The sequence below is a fragment of the Rhizobium sp. UFLA01-1127 genome, assembly GCF_059803845.1.
This window is the reverse complement of the sequence record NZ_JAUQTZ010000001.1, coordinates 84,879-98,301: the sequence shown is the minus strand read 5'-3', so window position 1 is coordinate 98,301 and position 13,423 is coordinate 84,879. Positions and strand designations below refer to the sequence as shown.

Annotated in this window: 16 protein-coding genes; 3 read left to right on the top strand and 13 right to left on the bottom strand. The window is 59.5% G+C overall.

Features of this window, described 5'->3' with window-relative positions; translation table 11 throughout:
- Positions 1 to 17 precede the first annotated feature (17 nt).
- Positions 18 to 920: a metal ABC transporter substrate-binding protein gene (locus Q4Q11_RS00480; protein WP_498568224.1), complete on the top strand. Its 903-nt coding sequence runs from the start codon at positions 18 to 20 to the stop codon at positions 918 to 920.
- A gap of 49 nt (positions 921 to 969) precedes the next feature.
- On the opposite strand, the gene Q4Q11_RS00475 is transcribed toward Q4Q11_RS00480, so the two are convergent.
- Together Q4Q11_RS00475 and Q4Q11_RS00470 are read right to left on the bottom strand one after the other, a co-directional pair.
- On the bottom strand, positions 970 to 1,278 hold the full coding sequence (locus Q4Q11_RS00475; protein WP_112512306.1) for a Dabb family protein: 309 nt from the start codon (positions 1,276 to 1,278) through the stop codon (positions 970 to 972).
- A 125-nt stretch (positions 1,279 to 1,403) separates the two neighbouring features.
- A complete protein-coding gene (locus tag Q4Q11_RS00470) occupies positions 1,404 to 2,303 on the bottom strand; it encodes a LysR family transcriptional regulator ArgP (protein WP_498568223.1) in 900 nt (299 codons plus the stop codon).
- Positions 2,304 to 2,402: 99 nt separating this feature from the next.
- Between Q4Q11_RS00470 and Q4Q11_RS00465 the strand changes: the two genes are divergently transcribed.
- Positions 2,403 to 3,011, top strand: a complete 609-nt coding sequence (locus tag Q4Q11_RS00465; RefSeq protein ID WP_113213748.1) for a LysE/ArgO family amino acid transporter — start codon at positions 2,403 to 2,405, stop codon at positions 3,009 to 3,011.
- Between the two features lie 27 nt (positions 3,012 to 3,038).
- Here the strand turns inward: Q4Q11_RS00465 and rnhA are convergent, their stop codons facing one another.
- From rnhA to Q4Q11_RS00440, 5 genes are all read right to left on the bottom strand, one after another.
- A complete protein-coding gene (gene rnhA, locus Q4Q11_RS00460) occupies positions 3,039 to 3,479 on the bottom strand; it encodes a ribonuclease HI (RefSeq protein ID WP_498568222.1) in 441 nt (146 codons plus the stop codon).
- Complete coding sequence (locus Q4Q11_RS00455) at positions 3,476 to 4,441, bottom strand: homoserine kinase (RefSeq protein WP_498568221.1); 966 nt, start codon at positions 4,439 to 4,441, stop codon at positions 3,476 to 3,478. Before Q4Q11_RS00455 ends, rnhA begins: the two co-directional genes overlap by 4 nt.
- Before the next feature lie 193 nt (positions 4,442 to 4,634).
- On the bottom strand, positions 4,635 to 5,642 hold the full coding sequence (ispH, locus tag Q4Q11_RS00450) for a 4-hydroxy-3-methylbut-2-enyl diphosphate reductase (RefSeq protein WP_112512353.1): 1,008 nt from the start codon (positions 5,640 to 5,642) through the stop codon (positions 4,635 to 4,637).
- A 162-nt stretch (positions 5,643 to 5,804) separates the two neighbouring features.
- Positions 5,805 to 6,590 (bottom strand): SURF1 family protein, encoded by a 786-nt coding sequence (locus tag Q4Q11_RS00445; RefSeq protein ID WP_498568220.1) that lies wholly within the window; start codon positions 6,588 to 6,590, stop codon positions 5,805 to 5,807.
- Positions 6,559 to 6,978, bottom strand: a complete 420-nt coding sequence (locus tag Q4Q11_RS00440) for a DUF983 domain-containing protein (RefSeq protein ID WP_113213750.1) — start codon at positions 6,976 to 6,978, stop codon at positions 6,559 to 6,561. The genes Q4Q11_RS00445 and Q4Q11_RS00440 overlap by 32 nt, the downstream gene beginning before the upstream one ends.
- 151 nt (positions 6,979 to 7,129) lie before the next feature.
- On the opposite strand from Q4Q11_RS00440, the gene Q4Q11_RS00435 reads away from it, so the two are divergent.
- Positions 7,130 to 7,780 carry a chloramphenicol phosphotransferase CPT family protein gene (locus Q4Q11_RS00435; protein ID WP_498568219.1) on the top strand — a complete coding sequence of 217 codons (651 nt, stop codon included), beginning with the start codon at positions 7,130 to 7,132 and terminating at the stop codon, positions 7,778 to 7,780.
- 56 nt (positions 7,781 to 7,836) lie between these two features.
- Here the strand turns inward: Q4Q11_RS00435 and Q4Q11_RS00430 are convergent, their stop codons facing one another.
- From Q4Q11_RS00430 to coxB, 6 genes are all read right to left on the bottom strand, one after another.
- Positions 7,837 to 8,715 carry a cytochrome c oxidase subunit 3 gene (locus tag Q4Q11_RS00430; RefSeq protein WP_498568218.1) on the bottom strand — a complete coding sequence of 293 codons (879 nt, stop codon included), beginning with the start codon at positions 8,713 to 8,715 and terminating at the stop codon, positions 7,837 to 7,839.
- 63 nt (positions 8,716 to 8,778) lie between these two features.
- Entirely contained in the window at positions 8,779 to 9,390 is a 612-nt protein-coding gene (locus Q4Q11_RS00425; RefSeq protein WP_498568217.1) for a cytochrome c oxidase assembly protein, read from the bottom strand.
- 9 nt (positions 9,391 to 9,399) lie between these two features.
- A complete protein-coding gene (locus tag Q4Q11_RS00420; RefSeq protein WP_498568253.1) occupies positions 9,400 to 9,537 on the bottom strand; it encodes a cytochrome c oxidase system small membrane protein in 138 nt (45 codons plus the stop codon).
- Positions 9,537 to 10,496 carry a heme o synthase gene (locus Q4Q11_RS00415; protein WP_498568216.1) on the bottom strand — a complete coding sequence of 320 codons (960 nt, stop codon included), beginning with the start codon at positions 10,494 to 10,496 and terminating at the stop codon, positions 9,537 to 9,539. The genes Q4Q11_RS00420 and Q4Q11_RS00415 overlap by 1 nt, the downstream gene beginning before the upstream one ends.
- A 58-nt stretch (positions 10,497 to 10,554) precedes the next feature.
- Entirely contained in the window at positions 10,555 to 12,249 is a 1,695-nt protein-coding gene (gene ctaD / locus Q4Q11_RS00410) for a cytochrome c oxidase subunit I (RefSeq protein WP_112512316.1), read from the bottom strand.
- Between the two features lie 13 nt (positions 12,250 to 12,262).
- Positions 12,263 to 13,153 carry a cytochrome c oxidase subunit II gene (gene coxB / locus Q4Q11_RS00405; RefSeq protein ID WP_113213753.1) on the bottom strand — a complete coding sequence of 297 codons (891 nt, stop codon included), beginning with the start codon at positions 13,151 to 13,153 and terminating at the stop codon, positions 12,263 to 12,265.
- Positions 13,154 to 13,423 lie beyond the last annotated feature (270 nt).

Below are 13,423 nucleotides of genomic sequence, written 5' to 3'. Positions count from 1 at the left end.
TCCACAAGGAGACTCGCATGAACAAACAGAGACTGCTCCTCTCAGCCGCTGCGGCAGCCTTCCTGGCCTTCGGCGTCGCTGCACCCGCTTCTGCCGAGACGCTCAATGTCGTGGCGTCCTTCACCGTGCTTGCCGACGTCGTCAAACATGTCGGCGGCGACCATGTGAAGGTGTCGAGCCTCGTCGGCCCGAACGGCGATCCGCATGAATTCGAGCCGTCGCCGGCCGATGCCAAGACGCTGAATGCCGCCAAGGTCGTCTTCGTCAGCGGCGAAGGCCTGGAAGGCTGGATGGACCGGCTGATCAGCGCCTCCGGCTACAAGGGAACGCCTGTTATCGCTTCCGAAGGCATCAACACGCGCACCATGGTCGATGATGGCAAGACGGTCACCGATCCGCATGTGTGGAACAGCCCAGTCAATGTGAAAATCTGGGTCGCCAATATCGAAAAGGCACTGTCATCAGCCGATCCGGCCGACGCCGCCGATTTCAGGGCCAATGCCGAGCGCTATACGAAGATCCTGACTGAACTCGACGCCTATGCACACAGCAAGTTCGATAAGATCCCGGACGATCGCCGCAAGGTGCTAACCAGCCATGACGCCTTTGGCTATTTCGGCCGCGAATATAAGGTCAGCTTCCTATCGCCGCTCGGCGTTTCCACGGAAACGGAAGCGTCGGCCGCCGAGGTCGCCAAGCTGATCGAACAGATCAAGACCGAGCATGTGAAGACTTACTTCTTCGAGAATTCGAACGATCCGCGCCTCGTCGGCCAGGTCGCCAAGGCAACCGGCGCCGAGCCTGGCGGCGAGCTTTATGTCGAATCGCTTTCCAAGGCCGACGGACCGGCTTCGACATACGAAAGAATGTTCCGTTATAACGTTGATCAACTCGTTGCAGCGATGGCCAAATCGAGCTGATCAATCAACGAGCATGGTCGCAGGCCTAGGCTGCCTGCGACCATGCCGCTTAAATGTTGAAATCAAAGACCATCAGGCCGGCCAGACCGCCGTCCGTGGATGAAACGATCCGCTCGCCGACAGCGACGTGATCGGGATGCACCAGATAGGCATCGCGCGCTTCGACGCTCTCGAAGGTGACGACAAATCCGTCGGCGAAGCCGCCATGCAGGCCCTCGGGCGAGACGTTCGGCCCGTGCTTCACATCCACAATGCCCGGAATGACCTTCTGCAAGGCGACGACGGAGTCGAAGAGCGCCCTCTTCTCGTCCTGTGTTAGGGCGGATTTGAGTCTCAGAAAAACGCAATGCAGGATCATAAGGCGATCTCCCTTGAAGTCGGGGGGCAGCATAGAGGGAAAGGGCAACCGGGCAAGGCGCCAATTCGCGAACATTGCGTTCCAGCAGCCGGACGAATGGCAACCTGTTCAGCTCGAAGCAGAGCTCACGCTGACAGATGAGCTTTGGCTGTTGCAGTGATCTCGCGTGTCAGCTCGGCAAGCCGGTCGGCGGCGAGGCGGCTCACCTGCCAATATAACGGAATGTCCAGCGGCGTGCCGGGGATCAGTTCAACCAAGCGCCCGCTTTCCAGATGCTCCCGTACAAGCTGAATGGGATTCATGCCCCATCCCATGCCTGAGAGGCTGGCATCGACAAAGCCTTGAGTCGATGGCAGCCAATGGCTCGGATAGGCAAAATCCTCTCCGAAGGTCTGGCATATCCACCGGGTTTGAAGCCTGTCCTTCTGGTTAAAGGTCAGGGCCGGCGCGTTCCGGATCGCTCCAGGGGTAACTCCCTCTGCGAAATACCTGGCAATGAAATCGGGGCTTGCAGTCGCATGATAGCGGAGCGCGCCGAGAGATGTGCGCCGGCATCCCTGGATCGGCTTTTCCAGGCTGGTGACGGCAGCGATCACCCGGCCGCGCTGCAGCCATTCGGCCGTATGATCCTGGTCGTCGATGGCGACATTCAGCAGATAGGGCGAGCGCCTGGCAAAACCCGATATGGCTTCCACGAACCAGGTCCCGAGGCTATCGGCATTCGTGGCGATGTGAAGCGTGACTTTTTGCTTGGGTTCGCCCGGATCGACGAGGGCCGGCAGGCGGCCGAACAGCTCGTCTTCGAGCATGCCGACATTCTCCATATGACGGCAGAGCCATTCGCCCTTCTCCGTCGCGGTGCAGGGATTGCCCCTCACGATCAGAACGATGCCCAAGCGTTCTTCGAGCTGCTTCACCCGCTGCGAGACGGCCGAAGGCGTAACGTTGAGAGTGGCCGCGGCCCTTTCGAAGCTGCCGGTCTGGACGACCATGGAGACGGCACGGAGAGCGGAATAGTCGAGCATGGCTTAGTTTTTCTTAATCTGGATTAGCAACATTAATTAGCCTAAACCCACACGCGGCGATACGAAAATGCTCATTCATTTCGGAGCCTTTCCCCAAACATGAATTTTTCGATTTATCTGACAGGCCTGACGATGGGGCTTAGCCTGATTGTTGCGATCGGCGCGCAAAACGCCTTCGTCCTGCGCCAGGGTCTTCGCAACGAACATGTGTTCGCCGTCTGCCTCGCCTGTGCTCTTTCCGATGCAGCGCTCATCGTGCTTGGGGTGACGAGCTTTCGCCAAATCGCCGCCCTGCTACCCTGGCTCGATCCGGTCATGCGCTATGCGGGAGCGGCATTCCTCATCTGGTATGGAGCCAAGAGCCTCTATTCCGCCTTCCGCTCCTCCGCGGTCCTGGCTGCTGGAGAAGTGAAATCAGCGAGCTTTCGGCAGACGCTTGCCATGTGCCTGGCGCTGACTTGGCTCAACCCGCACGTCTATCTCGATACCGTCGTGCTGCTCGGCACGATTTCGACGCGGTTTCCCGGGCACGAGATCTCGTTTGCAACGGGTGCCATGACGGGCTCTTTCCTGTTCTTCTTTTCGCTCGGCTTCGGCGCGAGATGGCTGCGGCCGATCTTCGCCAAACCCTCGTCCTGGCGCATTCTGGAAACGCTCATCGCCTTTACGATGTGGATGATCGCTACCAAACTGCTGAGCGGGATATGACTAGCGCGGCATGGTCCATCGGCGGAACTATCTCCGCTTGAAAGGCTCCATGCCCTTGCGGGCCAGCTCGTCAGCCCGCTCGTTTTCCGGGTGTCCTGCGTGCCCTTTCACCCAGTGCAGCGTCACCTTGTGTCTGTTATAGGCCTCGTCCAGCGCCTGCCAGAGTTCGGCATTCTTCACCGGCTTCTTGTCCGCGGTCTTCCAGCCATTCTTCTTCCAGCCGAAGATCCACTTGGTGATGCCATCCTTGACATAGACGCTGTCGGTATAGAGATCGACCTCGCAGGGGCTCTTCAGGGCGCCAAGCGCCGAGATCGCCGCCATCAGTTCCATGCGGTTGTTGGTCGTCTCCGCTTCGCCGCCGGACAATTCCTTTTCAATCTCGCCATAGCGAAGCACGGCGCCCCAGCCGCCGGGACCGGGATTGCCCGAGCAGGCACCATCCGTAAAAATGTCGACGTGCTTCATGCCTTCAGCCCGTATTCGGCTGCAGATGCGATCTGACGATGGAAGCGCAGCTTACGCAGATATTCGATCGGGTCCTTCTTGGTGACCATCGCACCGGCCGGCGTCGTCAGCCAGTCGTAGAGCCGCGTCAGAAAGAAGCGCAGCGCCGAGCCGCGCGCAAGCGTCGGCAATGCGGCGATTTCGGCTGCATTCAGCGGTCGCACGCTCTGATAGCCCTCGAGCAGCGCCATGCCCTTGGTGATGTTGTAGGCGTGATCCTTCTCGAAACACCAGGCGTTGAGGCAGATCGAAACGTCGTAAGCCAGCTGGTCATTGCAGGCGAAATAAAAATCGATCAGGCCGGAGAGCCTGTCGCCGAGGAAGAAGACATTGTCCGGGAAAAGATCGGCATGGATGACGCCTTCGGGCAGATCCTTCGGCCAATGCTTTCCGAGGAAATCGAGTTCGCCGCGGATTTCGTCCTGCAGACCGGTCTCAACCTCGTCGGCACGCGCCTCGGATTTTTCCCAAAGCGTCTGCCAGCCCTCGAGCGACAAGGCGTTTGGGCGGCGGATGTCAAAGCCCTCACCGGCGATGTGCATGGCCGCCAGCGCCTTGCCGACTTCGCGGCAATGATGCGCCTCAGGCTTGCGCAGCCACATGCCTTCGAGAAAAGAGATCAAGGCGGCAGGGCGGCCGGAGAGATGGCCGAGCAAGGCGCCGTCTCGGCGCGGCAAGGGCAGCGGGCAGGACAGACCGCGGCTTGCCAAGTGCTGCATCAACCCCAGAAAGAACGGCAGGTCGCCCTTGTCGACACGCTTTTCATAGAGCGTCAGGATCAGTGGATCGCGGCTCGTATGCAGCAGGAAGTTCGAATTCTCGACACCTTCGGCAATGCCCTTGTAGGAGAGCAGCTCGCCGACATCGTATTCGGTCAGAAACCACTTCAAATCGTCTTCGGTAATATCAGTATAAACAGCCACGAATTATTCCCTTGATACATGCATGCCACCGTAGCCAGCCGCCCCCGCGGTTCGAGACGGCCCTTTGGGCCTCCTCACCATGAGGGCTGACCTCCTTGGCATCTGCGGCGAAACTCGCTCCACCTCATCCTGAGGTGCTTTGCCGATGCAGCGTCAGCGCAAGCGGCAAGGCCTCGAAGGAAGAGCGGCCCTGTCATTCTCCGTTGACGAAAGCCATGTCCGCCGTCGTCAGCTCTATACTGCGAAGCTCGCGATTGACGAGGAAATTCTCGGTTTCCTTCACAGTTTCAGCGAGTTCCACCACGGCATTATAGCGGGCGCGGAAGGCTTCGATGATCTCATTGACGATGACTTCCGGCGCAGACGCACCAGCCGAGAGGCCGACCGTTTTGATATCGCCGACATTGTCCCAGTCGATCTCGGCCGCGCGCTGGACGAGGACGGATTTCTTCGCCCCTGCCCTCAGCGCCACTTCGACGAGGCGTTTGGAATTGGAGGAATTCGGTGCGCCGACGACGATGAAGAGATCGCAGCCCGGGGCCGCCTCCTTCACCACTTCCTGGCGATTGGTCGTGGCATAACAGATCGAATCCGCAGCCGGCGCCGTGAGGTTCGGGAAGCGCTCCTGCAAGCGCGCGATCACGCCGGCGGTATCATCGACCGAGAGCGTGGTCTGCGTGACGAAGCCGAGATTGTCGGGATCATCAGGCTCATAGACGTCGGCATCCTCTACCGTCTCGATCAGCGACACCGCGCCCTCAGGCAGCTGGCCCATGGTGCCGATCACTTCCGGATGGCCGGCATGACCGATCAGGATGACATGGCGACCGAGGCGATTGTGACGCATGGCCTGCTTGTGCACCTTGGAAACCAGAGGACAGGTAGCATCGAGATAGAAGAGGTTGCGCGCATCGGCATCGGCCGGCACGGATTTCGGCACGCCATGGGCCGAGAAGACGACGGGCTGGGCACGATGTTCGGCCGGGATTTCATCCAGCTCCTCGACAAAGATGGCACCCTTGGCCTCGAGCCCTTCGACGACGTAGCGATTGTGCACGATCTCGTGGCGGACATAAACAGGCGCGCCATAGGCCTTCAATGCCAGAACGACGATCTGTATGGCGCGGTCGACGCCGGCGCAGAAGCCGCGCGGCCCGCAAAGCCGGATGGTCAGGTCAGGTTTGGAAACGGCTATGTTCATATCTCTTCCGAAATGCGCGACGGTGGCTGAGCCATAGATGGGGATGCCCAGCCGCCTGCTCCATTCAGTCCGCATGATCTTATCCAAAAACCGCTGCGCACTTTTTGGGATCATGCTCTAGCCGAATATTCCATCGAAATGAAGCTATTCTATTGCATGTCCCTATTGTGAGGGCGCATCCGGATGGCGCTTGCGCCACCAGGAGATTGCAACGATGGCAGCCAGCGCCACCGCCAGCCCATACCACGTCACGGCATATTGCAGGTGATTGTTCGGCAGATCGATGATGGTAACACCGCCGATCGGCAGGCCCTGCGGGTTCGGTGTCTTGTCGGCATCGATGAAAAAGGGCAGCATCTTGTCCTTCGGCAGGCCGACGCTCTCCGCCATGACGTCCAGATCCTTCCAGAAGAAGATGTTCCTGGCGAGATCATTATCCGGCATGCCGTCCGGCCGCTCGGCAAGTTTGGCGCGGGCAAGACCGGTAACGGTCTGTTCGCCGGTCAGCTGGCCCTGCCTGCGCTTTTCGGGTTCCTTGGCCCCGGTTGGGACGAAGCCTCTGTTGACAAAGACGTAGCGGCCGTCGTTGAGCTGCAGCGGCGTGTAGACATGATAGCCGGGATCGCCGTCATAGGTGGCGAGGAAGTGCCGCTCCTTGTCATTGAGGTAATGGCCTGTCGCCATCACCACGCGATATTCGATGTCGCCGCCGGAAGTGGCCATCGTCTCGATCGCCGACAACGGCACGGCGGGTGCGTCCTTGCGGGCGGCGATGTCGGCCAGCAGGCCTTCCTTCCACTGCAGCCTCTCGACCTGCCATGTACCAAGGCCGAGCAGAATGACGAACGCAACGAGCAGCAGCAATGCCTTGCCGATCTGCCACAAGGGATTGGCGCGGCGCACAGGCACTGCGGACTCAATCACGATGGACGCGTCCTTCGGCTGCATTGTTGCGATATTGCAGGGCGATCAGAATGCCCTTGCACCAGCGTAGGGACAGAAGCGACAGAACAATCGTCAACGGCGCGAACAGCACGATATAGACCCAGATCGGCGGCGCATAATTGATCTGCATCCACAGGACCGAGCCGATGACGATGAAACCGACGATCAGGATGACGAAGACCGCGGGACCATCGCCTGCATCGGCGAAGGCGTAATCGAGATTGCAGGCGGTGCAACGCGGTTTCAGCGACAATAATCCATCGAAGAGCTTGCCTTGGCCGCACCGCGGGCAACATCCCTGTATACCGACCTTGAACGGATCGACCGGCGCAAAGAGAGCGCTGTCGCTATGGGATGCTTCGTCCGGCGTCTTGTCCTGCTCTGAGTTCAAAGTTCTATCTCGATCAGCCTGCGATTGCGGGCGATCGTATGAACCTCGCCCCCTAATCACTATAACTAGCCGCGATGGGCGCATCCGTCCAATCGAAAAGCTTTCAAGTCCTCCTTATCAGCCTGAAAAACATGCAAAAGGGATTGAATTCATGCCATTCAGAGAAGGCAGGCCGATCGGCCAGATCATCATTCTCAACGGTGCGCCGCGATCGGGGAAAAGCAGCATCGCCGATGCGATTCAGGCTAATTTCGAGGGCGTATGGGTCAATCTTGGCGTCGACGCTTATGTGCGGCACATCACGCCCGCCCGCTACCGTCCGGGCATCGGCTTGCGGCCGGGCGGCGAGCGATCCGATCTCGAGCCGCTGGTTCCGCGCTTTTATGCCGCACTCTATGCCTCGATTGCCGCACATAGCCGCCTGGGGCTGAACGTCGTCGCCGAGTTCGGCCATCACGACGCCTATTCGCAACCGCTCGGCATCCTTGCCGATTGCGCCCGGCTGGTTGCGGGGCTGCCCGTCCTGTTCGTCGGCGTGCGCTGCCCCCTCGAGGTCGTGATGCAGCGGCGGCTGACGGAGGGGCCGGAAAGACAGGGCACTTACGTGAAGGTTGAGGCAGGCATGCCCGTTCCGGCGCAGGTCATTGCATGGCAGGAGCAGGTGCATCGGCCCGGTATCTACGATCTGGAAGTCGACACATCGGTGAAGAGTCCCGAGACCTGCGCTGAGGAAATCAGGCGGTTGCTCGCCGGCGGCCTGCCCCATCCGACTGCGTTCGAAAGGATTGTCTCGAGAGATTGAGAACGCAAAAGGCGGACGCCGAGCGCCCGCCTTTGCTTTCTAAAGATCGATACCGATCAGCCGGCCGCGAGCGGCGCGCCCCAGCTGCCCCAGATGTAGATGCAGAAGAACAGGAACAGCCAGACGACGTCGACAAAGTGCCAATACCAGGCCGCCGCCTCGAAGCCGAAATGCTGCTTCGGCGTGAAATCGCCGCGGATGGCGCGGACCAAGCAGACCAGCAGGAAGATCGTGCCGATCAGAACGTGAAAACCGTGGAAGCCGGTCGCCATGAAGAAAGTCGCACCATAGATCGAGTTTTTGAACGCGAACGGAGCGTGCGCATATTCATAGGCCTGGACGCAGGAGAATAGCGCACCGAGCAGCACGGTCAGCGTCAGCCCCTGGATCAGCCCCTTGCGGTCGCCATGCAGCAGCGCATGGTGCGCCCAGGTAACCGTGGTGCCGGACAAAAGCAGGATGATGGTGTTGTAGATCGGCAGGTGCCAGGGGTCGAGGACCTCAAGGCCCTTCGGCGGGAACTGACCGCCAAGAAAGGCCGTGCGCGATGCCTGGATCGCCTCGCTCGGGAACAGGCTGACATCGAAATAGGCCCAGAACCAGGCGACGAAGAACATCACCTCGGAGGCGATGAACATGATCATGCCGTAGCGCAGATGCAGCGAGACGACGCGGGTGTGCGCGCCCTCTTGCGCTTCCTTGATCGTGTCTGCCCACCAGCCGTACATGACGTAGAGGATCACGGCCAAGCCGATGAAAAACAGCCAGGGCTGGGCGAAATTGATCCCGAACAGATGCACCGCCCCGCCGTTCAGGTAGCGCATGAAGCAGACACCGCCGAAGGTGATCACGAAGGCCCCGATGGCCGCGATGATCGGCCAGGGGCTGGGATCGATAATGTGATAGTCGTGTTTTCTCTGATGCACTTCGGCCATATCAGCAATCCCCGAATAACTTTTTCCCATATTGCTTCCGGTCGAACCGAAAAGCAGTCTCCATCAAAGTTTCTTTTCCACCGGCTTCGCAGCGCCGTCATTCGATGCCACGGGCTTTGCGCCTTCCCGCGGGTAGTAGGTGTAAGACAATGTCAGCGCGTTGATCGTCTTGGTTTCCACGGCCTTGGTGATCTCTGGATCGACGTAGAAAACCACCGACATCTCGCGCTTTTCCCCTGGCGCGAGATCCGTCTCATTGAAGCAGAAGCACTGGACCTTGTTGAAATAGACCCCCGCTTCCAGCGGCGTGACGTTGAAGATCGCCTGGCCGCGCTCCGCCTTGTCCGACTTGTTTTCGATCTGGAACTTGACCTCGACCGTCTCGCCGACCTTCGGGCTCACCGATTTCTGCAGCGGCTTGAAATCCCATGGTAGGCCCGCCGCGACATTGGCGTCGAAGGACACCTGGATTTTCTTGTCGAGGATGACGTTGGAAACCTGCTCGACGCGCTGCGTCGTGCCGTTATAGCCTGTCACCTGGCAGAACATGCGATAAAGCGGCACGGCAGCCGCGCACATGGCGGTCATGCCGATGACGAAGCTCAGGCACATGGCAACGACCAGCCCGTTGTTCCGGGTGCCGCCCTTCGTGCTCTTTGTGACCTCCCCCTCCATCACGCCTCCTCAAACGTGTCCGGAACCGACCTTGATGATGGTGATCGCATAGAACACGATCACCAGACCGGCTAATACCAGGCCGAGCGCGATGTTGCGCCCTCGCCGCGATTTCTTCTGCGCTTCCGTTAGCTTGACGAGTTCGATCATAGCCAGCCTCCAGCGCCGCCCGACATCAGAACTGCAACGAGCCGGTCGATCAGCAGCGCGGAAAAGATCGCAAAAAGATAGAAAATGGAGAAGCCGAAGAGCTTCTTTGCCGGCACCATCTTCACATCGCCATCGGCCATGCGCCAGACGGCGATGGAACAGTGCACGAAGATCACGCCGAGCGCTGCGGCAACGACGCCATAGCCAAGGCTGGCAAAGCCCATGAAGGCCGGCGCGACACCGACGATGGCGGTGAGCACCGCATAGACGACGATCTGCTTCTTCGTCGTCGGAATGCCCGAGACATTCGGCAGCATCGGAACGTCGACGGCTTCGTAGTCTCGCATCTTGAACAGGGCCAACGCCCAGAAATGCGCCGGCGTCCAGAGGAAGATGATGAGGAAGAGTACGATGCTCTCAACCGGCACGCTGCCGGTCACGCAGGCCCATCCGATAACGGGCGGGAAAGCGCCGGCGGCACCGCCGATGACGATGTTCTGCGGCGTCGAGCGCTTGAGCCACATGGTGTAGACGACGGCATAGAAGAAAATGGTAAAGGCGAGTATGCCAGCGGAAAGCCAGTTGACCGCCAGGCCTAGGATCACCACCGAAAAGCCCGACAGCACGAGGCCGAAGGCCAGAGCTTCCGACGGGGTGATGCGGCCGGACGGTATTGGCCGGCGTGCCGTGCGGCTCATCACTGCGTCGATATCGGCGTCATACCACATGTTCAAGGCACCGGATGCACCGGCACCAACGGCAATGCAGAGAATGGCGATGAAACCGAGAACGGGGTTGATGTGACCGGGAGCCAGCACCAGACCGGTGAAGGCGGTGAAGACGACCAGCGACATCACGCGCGGCTTCAACAGCTCGAAATAATCGCGTGCACCCGCTTCCGACAGGCCGGTTTCGCCTTGCTTCGCGAGCGCTTCGTGATTGTCGATGACCGTCATTCGTTCTTCCAATTGTCAGTTGAGCCGGACGCCGTTTATCACGGCATCCGGAAATGAGTTACCTGATGCGCGGTAGCTCTTCCCATTGGTGGTGCGGCGGCGGCGACGACAGCTGCCACTCGAGCGTGGTCGCACCATCGCCCCAGGGATTGCTGCCGGCAACGCGCTTCTTCGCGAAGGCATCTATAACGCCCCAGAAGAAGAAGCAAAGGCCTACGGCTGCGACATAGGAGCCGATGGAGGACACGAAGTTCCAGCCGGCATAGGCATCAGGATAATCGATGTAGCGGCGCGGCATGCCCGCACGCCCCAGGAAGTGCTGCGGGAAGAACACCATGTTCACACCGATGAAGGTGATCCAGAAGTGCCAGTTACCGATCCGCTCATTGTACATGTAGCCGGTCATCTTCGGGAACCAATAGTACCACGCGGCGAAGATGGCGAAGACGGCGCCGAGCGACAGAACGTAGTGGAAGTGCGCGACCACATAATAGGTCGCATGCAGTTCGCGATCGAGGCCGGCATTGGCAAGCTGAACGCCGGTGACGCCGCCGACCGTGAACAGGAAGATGAAGCCGAGCGCCCAGATCATCGGCGTGCGGAACTGGATTGAACCGCCCCACATCGTCGCAATCCACGAGAAGACCTTGACGCCTGTCGGCACGGCGATGACCATCGTCGCAAAGACGAAGTAGCGCTGCGTGTCGAGCGAAAGACCCGTCACGTACATGTGATGAGCCCAGACGACGAAGCCAACGGCGCCGATCGCGACCATGGCGTACGCCATACCGAGATAACCGAAGATCGGCTTGCGCGAGAAGGTGGAGATGATGTGGCTGATCATGCCGAAACCGGGCAGGATCAGGATATAGACTTCCGGATGGCCGAAGAACCAGAACAGGTGCTGGTAGAGCAGCGGATCGCCGCCGCCTTCCGGCGCGAAGAAGGTCGTACCGAAGTTGCGGTCCGTCAGCACCATGGTGATGGCGCCGGCGAGAACGGGCAGAGACAGGAGCAGCAGGAAGGCCGTGATCAGGACGGACCAGGCAAACAGCGGCATCTTGTGCAGCGTCATGCCGGGCGCGCGCATGTTGAGGATGGTGGTAATGAAATTGATTGCGCCAAGGATCGAGGAGGCGCCCGCGATATGCAGAGCGAAGATGGCCAGATCGATCGCCGGACCCGGATGGCCGACAATACCCGACAAGGGCGCATACATCGTCCAGCCTGCGCCGGCGCCATAGGCACCCGCCGGTCCTTCGACAAACATCGAGAGAATGAGCAGCAGGAAGGCCGGAACGAGAAGCCAGAACGAGATGTTGTTCAGGCGCGGGAAGGCCATGTCAGGCGCGCCGATCATGATCGGCACCATCCAGTTGGCGAAGCCGCCGATCATCGCCGGCATGACCATGAAGAAGATCATGACCAGCGCATGGGCGGTGACGAAGACGTTGTACATCTGCTTGCCGCCGTCGATGGCGGCGTCGCCGGAATAGCCATAGACCATCGATGCCAGACCGCTGAAGATCTGGATGCCCGGTTCCTGCAATTCCATGCGGATGGCAACGGACAGCAGGAAGCCGATCACGCCCGCGAAAATCGCGAAGATCAGATAGAGCGTGCCGATATCCTTGTGATTCGTCGAAAACAGCCAGCGATTGGCGAAAGATTGCTTATGAGCGTGATGATCGTCATGCGCATGGGCGTCGTGAAGATCATGCGCGTGATCGTCGTGTGCCGTGGATCCAGCCATTGTTCCTATCCCCTTACTTCGCCGTATTTTCGGCGACCTTGACGGTCGTCGGCTGATCGACGGCGGCCATCAGAGCCTTGTTCGCCTTGCCGACATCGGTCGCAGCGGCCGCCAGCCACTGCTTATACTGATCGTCGGAGACGACGCGGATGGCGATCGGCATGAAAGAGTGATCCTTGCCGCAGAGCTCGGAACACTGTCCATAATACAGGCCTTCGCGGTCGGCATTGAACCAGGTCTCGTTCAGACGGCCCGGAATGGCGTCGATCCTGACGCCGAAGGCAGGCATGGCGAAGGAATGGATGACGTCGGTCGGCGCGGCCGTGACGAGAACGCGCACGTTCTTGCCGACGGGTACGACCATTTCGTTATCGACGGCAAGAAGGCGCGGATACTTCGACTTGTCGTCCTTGCCGGCAGCAGTGCGATCCTGCTCCTTCAGCATGAAGGAATCGAAGGCGACCGGAGTCGCGCCGCTACCCTCATATTCGTAGTTCCACTGCCACTGGGTCGCCGTCGCCTTGACGGTGACATCCGTCTTTTCCGGAAAGGTTAGCTGATCGGTCAGCAGGTTGAAGGAGGGAATGGCCAGGAAGAGAAGAATGAGCACCGGTCCGATGGTCCAGATGACCTCGATCAGCGTGTTGTGGCTCGTCTTGGACGGAACCGGGTTCCTGGAAGCCCGGAACTTGACCATGACCACCACCAGGAGGGCCAGAACAAGCAGCGTGATCGGAATGATAAACCAAAGCGTGTATGCCTCAAACCAGCGGATTTGATGCATGTTGCCGGTTGCCGGCTGCTGCAAACCGATTTCCCAGGGTCTCGGCTGATCGGCATAGCTGCCTGTCGCAAAAAGCAGACAGATCACAGCCGTCAGAGCCGCGTAAGCTCTCTTAATCACGATGTCTCTCCCTCCAGCGTTTGATCCCAGATCTTCCTCAAACGCAGTATCCCTACAATCCATTGCGCTTCAAACCACAGTTTGGGGTGCTCCGCAACAACTCAAGACATTTGTTAGTGCGGCATTTTTGCGCGAATCTCCCCCATGCTTGTTCCGCACATGGCAAGCATTTCATCATCATACGAAAAATTGCATGATGGTCCATGGCGCCGCCGGGACAAAATGGAGTAGAGGTCGTATTTCCGCCGTAGTCGGTTGGAATCCAGCAGC

Excerpts from the sequence above, each read along its gene's own strand:
- Q4Q11_RS00435 (WP_498568219.1), top strand. The coding sequence starts at position 7,130 with ATGCCATTCAGAGAAGGCAGGCCGATCGGCCAGATCATCATTCTCAAC.
- Q4Q11_RS00430 (WP_498568218.1), bottom strand. The coding sequence starts at position 8,715 with ATGGCCGAAGTGCATCAGAGAAAACACGACTATCACATTATCGATCCC.
- Q4Q11_RS00425 (WP_498568217.1), bottom strand. The coding sequence starts at position 9,390 with ATGGAGGGGGAGGTCACAAAGAGCACGAAGGGCGGCACCCGGAACAAC.
- Q4Q11_RS00475 (WP_112512306.1), bottom strand. The coding sequence starts at position 1,278 with ATGATCCTGCATTGCGTTTTTCTGAGACTCAAATCCGCCCTAACACAG.
- Q4Q11_RS00480 (WP_498568224.1), top strand. The coding sequence starts at position 18 with ATGAACAAACAGAGACTGCTCCTCTCAGCCGCTGCGGCAGCCTTCCTG.
- Q4Q11_RS00465 (WP_113213748.1), top strand. The coding sequence starts at position 2,403 with ATGAATTTTTCGATTTATCTGACAGGCCTGACGATGGGGCTTAGCCTG.
- ctaD (WP_112512316.1), bottom strand. The coding sequence starts at position 12,249 with ATGGCTGGATCCACGGCACACGACGATCACGCGCATGATCTTCACGAC.
- ispH (WP_112512353.1), bottom strand. The coding sequence starts at position 5,642 with ATGAACATAGCCGTTTCCAAACCTGACCTGACCATCCGGCTTTGCGGG.
- Q4Q11_RS00470 (WP_498568223.1), bottom strand. The coding sequence starts at position 2,303 with ATGCTCGACTATTCCGCTCTCCGTGCCGTCTCCATGGTCGTCCAGACC.
- rnhA (WP_498568222.1), bottom strand. The coding sequence starts at position 3,479 with ATGAAGCACGTCGACATTTTTACGGATGGTGCCTGCTCGGGCAATCCC.
- Q4Q11_RS00445 (WP_498568220.1), bottom strand. The coding sequence starts at position 6,590 with ATGCAGCCGAAGGACGCGTCCATCGTGATTGAGTCCGCAGTGCCTGTG.
- Q4Q11_RS00415 (WP_498568216.1), bottom strand. The coding sequence starts at position 10,496 with ATGACGGTCATCGACAATCACGAAGCGCTCGCGAAGCAAGGCGAAACC.